The organism is Geothrix sp., from assembly GCF_030219325.1.
Classification (GTDB): domain Bacteria; phylum Acidobacteriota; class Holophagae; order Holophagales; family Holophagaceae; genus Geothrix.
Window position 1 is genome coordinate 3463260 of sequence record NZ_CP126625.1, and the last position, 9128, is coordinate 3472387.

15 protein-coding genes are annotated in these 9128 nt (G+C 64.9%); all 15 read right to left on the bottom strand.

Annotated features, from left to right (window positions below; genetic code table 11):
• Nucleotides 1-6 precede the first annotated feature (6 nt).
• On the bottom strand, nt 7-264 hold the full coding sequence (rpsQ, locus tag QOZ81_RS15440; protein ID WP_291204232.1) for a 30S ribosomal protein S17: 258 nt from the start codon (nt 262-264) through the stop codon (nt 7-9).
• Between the two features lie 8 nt (nt 265-272).
• Nucleotides 273-473: a 50S ribosomal protein L29 gene (rpmC, locus tag QOZ81_RS15445; RefSeq protein ID WP_026852748.1), complete on the bottom strand. Its 201-nt coding sequence runs from the start codon at nt 471-473 to the stop codon at nt 273-275.
• A gap of 5 nt (nt 474-478) precedes the next feature.
• Nucleotides 479-898, bottom strand: coding sequence for a 50S ribosomal protein L16 (gene rplP, locus QOZ81_RS15450; protein ID WP_291204227.1), 420 nt, complete (start codon nt 896-898; stop codon nt 479-481).
• Between the two features lie 9 nt (nt 899-907).
• On the bottom strand, nt 908-1555 hold the full coding sequence (rpsC, locus tag QOZ81_RS15455) for a 30S ribosomal protein S3 (protein ID WP_291204225.1): 648 nt from the start codon (nt 1553-1555) through the stop codon (nt 908-910).
• Nucleotides 1556-1557: 2 nt separating this feature from the next.
• Entirely contained in the window at nt 1558-1914 is a 357-nt protein-coding gene (gene rplV, locus QOZ81_RS15460) for a 50S ribosomal protein L22 (protein WP_291204222.1), read from the bottom strand.
• Nucleotides 1915-1916: 2 nt separating this feature from the next.
• Nucleotides 1917-2201 (bottom strand): 30S ribosomal protein S19, encoded by a 285-nt coding sequence (gene rpsS, locus QOZ81_RS15465; protein WP_285576793.1) that lies wholly within the window; start codon nt 2199-2201, stop codon nt 1917-1919.
• 11 nt (nt 2202-2212) lie between these two features.
• Nucleotides 2213-3034 carry a 50S ribosomal protein L2 gene (gene rplB, locus QOZ81_RS15470; RefSeq protein WP_291204215.1) on the bottom strand — a complete coding sequence of 274 codons (822 nt, stop codon included), beginning with the start codon at nt 3032-3034 and terminating at the stop codon, nt 2213-2215.
• 83 nt (nt 3035-3117) lie between these two features.
• On the bottom strand, nt 3118-3393 hold the full coding sequence (locus QOZ81_RS15475) for a 50S ribosomal protein L23 (RefSeq protein ID WP_291204213.1): 276 nt from the start codon (nt 3391-3393) through the stop codon (nt 3118-3120).
• Nucleotides 3390-4025, bottom strand: a complete 636-nt coding sequence (rplD, locus tag QOZ81_RS15480) for a 50S ribosomal protein L4 (protein WP_291204210.1) — start codon at nt 4023-4025, stop codon at nt 3390-3392. The genes QOZ81_RS15475 and rplD overlap by 4 nt, the downstream gene beginning before the upstream one ends.
• A gap of 1 nt (nt 4026) precedes the next feature.
• Nucleotides 4027-4653 carry a 50S ribosomal protein L3 gene (gene rplC, locus QOZ81_RS15485; protein WP_291204207.1) on the bottom strand — a complete coding sequence of 209 codons (627 nt, stop codon included), beginning with the start codon at nt 4651-4653 and terminating at the stop codon, nt 4027-4029.
• Between the two features lie 14 nt (nt 4654-4667).
• Complete coding sequence (gene rpsJ / locus QOZ81_RS15490) at nt 4668-4994, bottom strand: 30S ribosomal protein S10 (RefSeq protein WP_257313441.1); 327 nt, start codon at nt 4992-4994, stop codon at nt 4668-4670.
• 291 nt (nt 4995-5285) lie between these two features.
• A complete protein-coding gene (gene fusA, locus QOZ81_RS15495; RefSeq protein WP_291204202.1) occupies nt 5286-7394 on the bottom strand; it encodes an elongation factor G in 2109 nt (702 codons plus the stop codon).
• Between the two features lie 105 nt (nt 7395-7499).
• On the bottom strand, nt 7500-7970 hold the full coding sequence (gene rpsG / locus QOZ81_RS15500) for a 30S ribosomal protein S7 (RefSeq protein WP_291204199.1): 471 nt from the start codon (nt 7968-7970) through the stop codon (nt 7500-7502).
• An 11-nt stretch (nt 7971-7981) separates the two neighbouring features.
• Nucleotides 7982-8380, bottom strand: coding sequence for a 30S ribosomal protein S12 (rpsL, locus tag QOZ81_RS15505; protein WP_291204196.1), 399 nt, complete (start codon nt 8378-8380; stop codon nt 7982-7984).
• 445 nt (nt 8381-8825) lie between these two features.
• Complete coding sequence (locus QOZ81_RS15510) at nt 8826-9092, bottom strand: FmdB family zinc ribbon protein (RefSeq protein WP_291204193.1); 267 nt, start codon at nt 9090-9092, stop codon at nt 8826-8828.
• Between the last annotated feature and the right edge of the window lie 36 nt (nt 9093-9128).

Below are 9128 nucleotides of genomic sequence, written 5' to 3' on the forward strand. Positions count from 1 at the left end.
AGCTCCTTACTCGCCGGCCTTCTGGACGATCTCGAGGACGGCCCAGCGCTTGCGCTTGGAAAGGGGGCGGGTCTCCACGATCTTGACCACGTCGCCGATGGAGCAGGCGTTGGTCTCGTCGTGGGCCATGAACTTGGCGGTCTGCTTGACGGTGCGGTGGTAGAGCGGGTGCTGGAACTTGCGCTCCACCTTCACCACCACGGTCTTGTCGGCCTTATTGGAGACCACCACGCCGTTACGGGTCATCTTGTTTTCGAGGCTCATGGGATCTCCTAGGCCAGCTTGGTAGCCAGGGCGGTTTTGACACGGGCGAGCTCACGGCGAGTCTTGCGGATCTCGGCGGTGTTCTCGACCTGGCCCACGGCGTGCTGGAAGCGGAGGGTGAAGCGCTTGGCGGCCAGTTCGGCTTCCAGCTGCGCGAGTTCCTCGACGCTCTTGCCGGTCAAATCGGAAAAGGGGTTCTTCTTGGTCATGGCTCTCACTCCTCCGGCGGCGTGCGCGTGATGAACTCGGACGCCACGGACAGCTTCATCTGGGCCAGGCGCAGGGCCTCGCGCGCGATCTCCTCGGTGACGCCTTCCATCTCGAAGAGGATGCGTCCGGGGCGGATCACCGCCACCCAGCCGTCCGGAGCCCCCTTGCCGGAACCCATGCGGGTTTCCGCGGGCTTCGAGGTGGTGGGACGGTCGGGGAAGATGCGGATCCAGATCTTGCCGCCGCGCTTGATGTGGCGGGTCATGGCGATACGGGCGGCTTCGATCTCACGGTTGGTGAGCCAGCAGTGCTCCATCGCCTTGAGGCCGAAATCGCCGAAGGCGAGATCGTTGCCGCGGGTGGCGATGCCGCGGGTGCGGCCCTTCTGGACTTTGCGGTTCTTGACCTTCTTGGGCATCAACATGGATTCACCTCAGCGCTTCACGGTCTCGGCGACCAGGTCACCCAGGTTCACCCAGACCTTAATGCCGATGATCCCGTAGGTCGTGTGGGCTTCGGCAAAACCGTAGTCAACGCCCGCGCGGATGGTCTGCAGGGGCATCTGGCCGGAGAGGTAGTCCTCGGTCCGGGCGATCTCGGCGCCGTTCAGGCGGCCGGAGACCTTGATCTTGAAGCCCTTGGCACCGAAGCGGATCGCGGCCTCCTCCGCCTTGCGCATGGCGCGGCGGAAGGCGATGCGGCGCTCGAGCTGCTGGGCGACGCCCTCGGCCACGAGCTGGGCATCGACCTCAGGCTTCTTGATCTCCTGGATGTCGACGGACACGGGACGGTTCAGGCGCTTCTGGAGATCCTCGCGGAGCTTGTCGATCTCGGCACCCTTGCGGCCGATGACGATGCCGGGGCGGGCGGTGTAGATGCGCACGGTGACCTTGTCGGCGGCGCGCTCGATGTCGATCTTCGAGATCATCGCGTTCAGGCTGTGCAGCTGCTTCTTCAGTTCGCGGCGGAGCTTGATGTCCTCATGAAGCAACATGGCGTAGTCCCGCTTGGAGAACCACTTGCTGTGCCAGTTCTTCTGGTAGATGAGACGGAACCCGTACGGGTGGACCTTCTGACCCATGACTACTCCTCCCCGGCCGCGGACGCGAGCTGGATGGTGATGTGGCAGGTGCGCTTCTGGACCCGGTAGGCGCGACCCATGGGCGCAGGGCGGACGCGCTTCATGCGGAAGCCTTCGTCCACGAACGCGGTCTGCACCAGAAGCTGGTCCGGATTGACGGAGGGATTCTTGTCGATGGCGTTGGCCACGGCGGAATCGAGCAGCTTGCGGATGGGGGCGGCGGCGTACTTCTTGGCCTGCGCGAGCACCCACTGGGCCTCGCCGACGTGCTTGCCGCGGATCAGGTCCACCACGAGGCGGGCCTTCTGGGCCGAACCGCGCAGGTGGCGAACGGTGGCGGTGGAAACGATATCAGCCATCGCTACTTCCCCTTCGCCTTGGTGTCGGCCTTGCCAGCATGACCCTTGAAGGTGCGGGTCAGGGCGAATTCGCCCAGCTTGTGGCCGATCATGTTCTCGGTGACATACACAGGAATGAACTTGTTGCCGTTGTGAACGGCGAGGGTCAGTCCGATCATCTGCGGGACGACCGTGGACCGGCGGGACCAGGTCTTGATCACGCGCTTGTCGTTGGCGGCCGAGGCGACTTCCACCTTCTTCTGGAGGTGGGCGTCAATGAACGGGCCTTTTTTCAGGGATCGTGCCATTGTCGTGTCTCCTAGTTGATCCGCTTGACGATGAACTTGTCCGTGCGACGGTTGCCACGGGTCTTGTATCCGCGAGTCGGCTGACCCCAGGGCGTCACGGGGTGACGGCCACCGGAGGTGCGACCCTCGCCACCACCATGCGGGTGGTCGACGGGGTTCATGACCACGCCGCGGACGGTCGGGCGGATGCCCTTCCAGCGGGTGCGGCCGGCCTTGCCGATCTGGATGTTCTCGTGCTGCAGGTTGCCGACGGTGCCGATGGTCGCGTAGCAGTCCAGGTGGATCTTGCGGATCTCACCGGAGGGCATGCGGAGCTGGGCGTAGTCGTCTTCCTTGGCCACGAGCTGGGCGAAGGTGCCGGCGGCGCGGGCGATCTGGCCACCCTTGCCGGGCTTCATCTCGATGTTGTGGACGGTGTTGCCGACCGGGATGTTCCGCAGGGGGAGCGCGTTACCCACCAGGATGTCGGCGTTCTTGCCGGCCACCACGGTGCGGCCCACTTCCAGGCCATCGGGGGCCAGGATGTAGCGCTTCTCGCCGTCGGCGTAGACCAGCAGAGCGATGCGGGCGGTGCGGTTGGGGTCGTACTCGATGGTCGCGACCTTGGCCGGCACTTCCAGCTTGTTGCGCTTGAAGTCGATGATGCGGTACTGGCGCTTGTGGCCACCGCCGATGTGGCGGGTGGTGATCCGGCCGGTGTTGGAGCGGCCTCCAGTGCGGTTCCTCTTGGCAATCAACGAACGCTCAGGCGTGTCCGTGGTGATTTCCTCGAAGCCGAACTTGGACATGCCGCGCTGACCGGGGGTCGTGGGCTTGAGCTGCTTGATGCTCATGGTTGTCCTCTTGCCTCAGGGTTGAAAGGGGCGGGCGATAGTGGGCAAAGCTTTTCCGTCCGCCGGAGTGAATCGAGTTCGCCTTACTCGGACGCGGGAGCGCCCTCGGCGAGTTCGACATAGGCCTTCTTGCGGGGATTGGAGGTCCCGACAAAGCGGCCCAGGCGCTTGGTCCGGCTGGGGATCCGCACGGTGCGGATGGCCTTCACCTTGGACTGGAGCAGGAGCTCCACAGCTTCCTTGATCTGGTGCTTGGTGGCCCAGGTGGCCACCTCGAACACCTGGATGTTCTTCTCGCGCAGGATCTGGCCCTTCTCGGTGAGGAGGGGCTTGCGGATCACGTCAAAGATCTTGGTCATGGCTTCACCACCTCCTGGAGGGCCAGGACGGCTTCCTTGGAGAAGATCACCTGGTCGTACTTGAGGAGCTCATAGACGTTCACGCCCAGGCTCTCGACGGTCTGCAGCTTCGGGTTGTTGCCGGCGGCCAGCGTGAGCTTCTCGCTGGCCTCGGTGCCGACCAGAAGGGCGGAACCGGTGACGCCGAGCTTGCCGAGGGTCTGGACCAGGGACTTGGTCTTGTGGGAGGCCACATCCCAGTTCTCGACCACCAGCATCTGGCCACTGGCGAGCTTGGCCGACAGCGCGTTGCGCAGGGCGGCGCGCCGGGCCTTCTTGGGGAAGGCATAGTCGTAGGAGCGGGGGTGCGGACCGTGGGTGGTGCCGCCGCCCTTCCACAGCGGGCTGCGGATGGAGCCCACTCGGGCGCGGCCGGTGCCCTTCTGCTTCCAGAGCTTCTTGCCGGAGCCGCTGACTTCCCACTTGTCCTTGGTCTTGGCGGTGCCGGAGCGCCGCTTGGCCAGGAAGTGGCGGACCGCCTCCCAGATCAGGTGCTGGTTCAGGTCTTCGAGCTTGAACACTTCGGGCAGCAGATCAACGGTGCCCGCGGGCTTGTTCTCGAGGTTGACGACGGGGTGCTGGAACGCTGCCATCCTAGGCCTCCTGCTTGATGACGATGTACCCACCCTTGGGGCCGGGGACGGCACCCTTGATGAGCAGCAGGTTGTTCTCGACGTCCACCTTGGCGATCTCCAGGTTGCGCACGGTCACCTGGGCATCGCCCATGTGGCCGGCCATCTTCATGCCGGGGAAGACGCGGCTGGGGTAGCTGGACTGGCCGATGGAGCCAGGCGCGCGGTGGAACATGGAGCCGTGGGTCGCGCGGCCGCCGGCAAAGTGGTGCCGCTTGATGACGCCGGCGAAGCCCTTGCCCTTGCTGATGCCGGTGACGTTCACCTTGGTCTTCGCCTCGAAGGCGCTGGCCAGGACGCTGTCGCCGGGCTTGGAGGCGTCAGCCGCGTCCACCTTGATCTCGCGGAGGACGCGGACCGGGGCGACGCCCTGCTTCTCGCAGTGGCCCTTCTCGGCCTTGGAGGCGCGCTTGCCGCCGTTGGGGTCCACGAAGCCGATCTGGACGGCCTCGTAGCCATCCTTGGCGGAGGTCTTGCGCTGGACGACGACGCAGGGGCCGGCCTGGATGACCGTCACGGGGACGATCTGGCCCTGCTCATTGAAGATCTGGGTCATCCCCAACTTCTTGCCGATGATTCCTTTGGACATGGTCTCTCCCCCCTCTACCTGTTGCCCTGACGGCTGAAGACCTTGATCTCCACGTCGACGCCAGCGGGCAGGTCCAGGCGCATGAGGGTGTCCACGGTGTTCTGGGTCGGATTCAGGATGTCGAGCAGCCGCTTGTGCGTGCGGATCTCGAACTGGTCCCGGCTCTTCTTGTCCACGTGGGGGGAACGGTTCACGGTGTACTTGTTCGTCCGGGTGGGGAGGGGAATGGGCCCCGCCACCGAGGCGCCCGTGCGCTTGGCGGTGTCCACGATCTCACGGGTGCTCTGATCGAGCAGACGGTGGTCGAAGGCACGCAAACGGATGCGGATGTTGTCTTTCATGCTCACTCCATTGGGACGGGAACCGTCCATAGACGTGGGGCGCTGACCGCCCATGTAAATCCGTCCCAACGACAGGGACAGGGCTGATCAGCATAACAAAAGCCGCTGGAAATACAACGGCTATTTTGAGAAGAACGCACGACCACCCGTGGGCGGAAGCGGTTGGATCAAGAGGCCCGGCAACCTTGCGGTTCGGTGGATGGCCTCACCCCCGGAGGGGCTAAAACAATCAACTAAAGGTCTTGCCTTGCTCCAAAAACGAGTAGAGCCCGTTTTTGGAGTGAAGAAGAACTATTTGGCACCCTTCACTTTGGCCACGATCTCCTCGGCCACGTTGCGGGGAGCTTCCTCGTAGTGCGAGAACTGCATGGTGTAGTTGCCGCGGCCCTGGGTCATGCCGCGGAGGGTGGTCGAGTAGGCGAACATCTCGGCCAGGGGCACCTTGGCGGTGACCACCTTGACGCCGGCCCGGTCTTCCATGTTCTCGATGCGGCCACGGCGGCTGTTCAGGTTGCCGATGACGTCACCCATGTAGTCCTCGGGAACCACGACCTCGACGGCCATGATGGGTTCGAGGATCACGGGGGAGGCCTTCTCGCAGCCGTTCTTGAAGCCCATGGAGCCGGCGATCTTGAACGCCATCTCGTTCGAGTCCACATCGTGGTAGCTGCCGTCGTAGATGGTGATCTTGATGTCGACGCAGGGGTAGCCCGCCAGGACGCCGGACTGCATGGCCTCTTGGATGCCCTGGTCGATGGGCTTGATGTATTCCTTGGGGATCACGCCGCCCTTGATGTCGTTGATGAACTCGTAGCCCTTGCCGGCCTCGTTGGGCTCGACATACATCTTCACGTGGCCGTACTGGCCGCGGCCGCCGGACTGACGGACGAACTTGCCTTCGGCATCCACGCGCTTCCGGATGGTCTCGCGGTAGGCCACCATGGGCTTGCCCACGTTGGCTTCCACCTTGAACTCACGCATCATGCGGTCGACGATGATCTCCAGGTGCAGCTCGCCCATGCCGGCGATGATGGTCTGGTTGGTCTCGGGATCGGACTTCACCTTGAAGGTGGGATCTTCCTGGGCCAGGCGGCTCAGGGCCACACCCATCTTCTCCTGGTCGGCCTTGGTCTTGGGCTCGATGGCCACCTGGATCACGGGATCCGGGAAGTCCATGGACTCGAGGATCACGGGGTGGTTCTCGTCGCAGATGGTCTGGCCGGTGAGCACTTCCTTCAGGCCCACGGCGGCGGCGATGTCGCCCGTGCGGACCTCCTCGATGTCCTCGCGCTTGTTGGCGTGCATCTGCAGCAGGCGGCCGATGCGCTCGCGACGGCCCTTGGCGGCGTTGTAGACGCCGGAGCCCGCGGAGAGGACGCCGGAGTAGACGCGGATGAAGGCCAGCGAACCCACGAAGGGATCAGCCATGATCTTGAAGATCAGGGCGGAGAAGGGCTCCTTGTCCTCGGCCTTGCGCTCCGTCTCGTTGCCATCGGCATCCACGCCCTTGATGGCGGCGATGTCGAGGGGCGAGGGCATGTAGCTCACCACCGCGTCGAGCATGGGCTGGACACCCTTGTTCTTGAAGGCGGAGCCGCACATCATCGGCGTGAAGGTGAGGTTGATGCAGCCGGTGCGGATGCCCGTGCGGATCTCGTCCTCGGTCAGCTCTTCGCCGCCGAGGTACTTGTCCATGAGCGCATCGTTGGTCTCGGCGACCATCTCGATCATCTTCTCGCGCCACTCCTTGGCGGTCTCCACGAGGTCCGCGGGGATCTCGCCGTAGATGACCTTGAAGCCCTTGTCGCCCTCGTCGAAGGTGAGGCCCTTCATCATGACGAGATCGACCACGCCCTTGAAATCCTCTTCGGCGCCGATGGGGATCTGGATGGGCATGGGACGCGCCTTCAGGCGGGTCTTCATCATCTCGACCACGCGGAAGAAGTCCGCACCGGGGCGGTCCATCTTGTTCACGAAGGCCATGCGGGGCACGCCGTACTTGTCGGCCTGGCGCCACACGGTCTCGGACTGGGGCTCGACGCCGCCCACCGCGCAGAACACGGCGCAGGCGCCGTCCAGCACGCGCAGGGAGCGCTCCACCTCGGCCGTGAAGTCCACGTGGCCGGGGGTGTCGATGATGTTGATGCGGTGCTCAATGCCCTTCAACTGGCCGGTCTGAGCGGTCCAGGCGGCGGTGATGGCGGCGGAGGTGATGGTGATGCCCCGCTCCTGCTCCTGCACCATCCAGTCGGTGGTCGCAGCGCCTTCGTGCACCTCGCCGATCTTGTGGATCTTGCCGGTGTAGAAGAGGATGCGCTCCGTCGTGGTGGTCTTGCCGGCATCGATGTGCGCCATGATGCCGATGTTCCGGTAGCGCTCGAGGGGGGTCTGACGGGCCACAGCGGCCTCCTGAAAGGATCAAAACGGAATCGGAGTCGGGACTGCTTCAAAGACCTTCGCGGAAGGAGCCGCCCAGGAGGCGGCTCCTTCCGGTCAGATGGGCTGCTACCAGCGGAAGTGGGCGAAGGCCTTGTTGGCCTCGGCCATCTTGTGGACATCGTCCTTCTTCTTGATCGAGGCGCCGCGGAAGTTCATGGCATCCAGGATCTCGCCGGCCAACTTGTCGCGCATGGTGCGCTCGCCGCGGGAGGCGGAGTAGGTCTTCAGCCAGCGCATGGCCAGGGACTGGCGGCGGTTCTGGGGAACCTCCACGGGCACCTGGTAGGTGGCGCCGCCCACACGGCGGGACTTCACTTCCACCGAGGGCTTGATGTTGTTGAGGGCCTTCTGGAAGGCCTCCAGGGCCTCCTCGCCGGACTTCTTGGCGACGATCTCGAGTGCTCCGTAGAGGATGCGCTCGGCGGTGGCCTTCTTGCCCCGCTCCATGAGGATGTTCACGAACTTGGAGACGGTGAGGCTGTTGTAGACGGGATCCGGGAGGATCTCACGCTTGGCGGGTGCATTGCGACGAGCCATGGTCTACCTCCCTACTTCTTCTTGGCCGGCGCGGCGCCAGCCTTGGGGCGCTTGGCGCCGTACTTGGAACGGGACTGGTTGCGGCCGGCGACGCCGGTGGCGTCGAGGGTGCCGCGGACCACGTGGTAGCGCACGCCCGGCAGATCCTTCACGCGGCCGCCGCGGATGAGCACGATGCTGTGCTCCTGCAGGTTGTGGCCCACGCCCGGGATGTAGGTCGTGCACTCGATGCCGTTGGTGAGGCGCACACGGGCCACCTTGCGAAGCGCGGAGTTCGGCTTCTTGGGGGTGGTGGTGAACACGCGGGTGCACACGCCGCGCTTCTGCGGGCAGGCGTCGAGCGCGGGGCTCTTGGTCTTGTTGATGAACGTCTTCCGCCCGAAGCGGATCAGCTGATTGATGGTAGGCACACCATCCTCCTAGGAAGGCACCGGTGGATCCGGGCCTGGGCCCGAGAGGTTCGCCGGGCACGCCGGGGAACGTCGGACGGATGAAATCCTGCGCCGACCCACAGGGCCGGAACCATCTAGGCTATCGGAATGGCCCTGAAAGTCAACGCATCAAGTGTGAATTGAGGCTAAGAGTGCCTAACAAAACCCCCACGGGGTCGCGCGAGGGTCGCCGGGCGAGCGAGGCGAGGAACGCGAGTCAAAGCGTAGCGGGTACTACGCGCGACGAGCGTGACGTGGCATCGCGACGCCCGCCGGCCCTCGCCCGGAGGGAGAAAGCCAGGTGGGCGCCCCGCGGCGTCACGGCCCTTGAACGATGTCCCGCATCGCCCTGCGGGCCCTTCCTTGCGGTGCATCCCACCTGGCTTTCTCGCGGCCTCGTCGGGGTTTTGTTGGGCACTCTAAATCATCCAGCCAGGGGACAGCCGCAGCCCCCGGCGGCGCAGCCGTGGCCCGCCTTGGGCGCCTCGGCCGCCGGGGCCGCGGCGGGCTCGGAGGCCGCGCCCTTGTACCAGCCGGCCCCCGTGAGCGCGAAGGCGGCCACGGACAGCTGCCGCTTCATCCCCTCCTGGGCTCCGCAGCTGGGGCAGCCATGCGTGGTCGGCGCCGACAGGCTCTCCAGCTTCTCTTCGGGCTGGCCACAAGCTTCGCAACGGTATTCGTAGAGGGGCATGGCAGACTTCTCCTGGGAATCGTCCCCGAACCGATG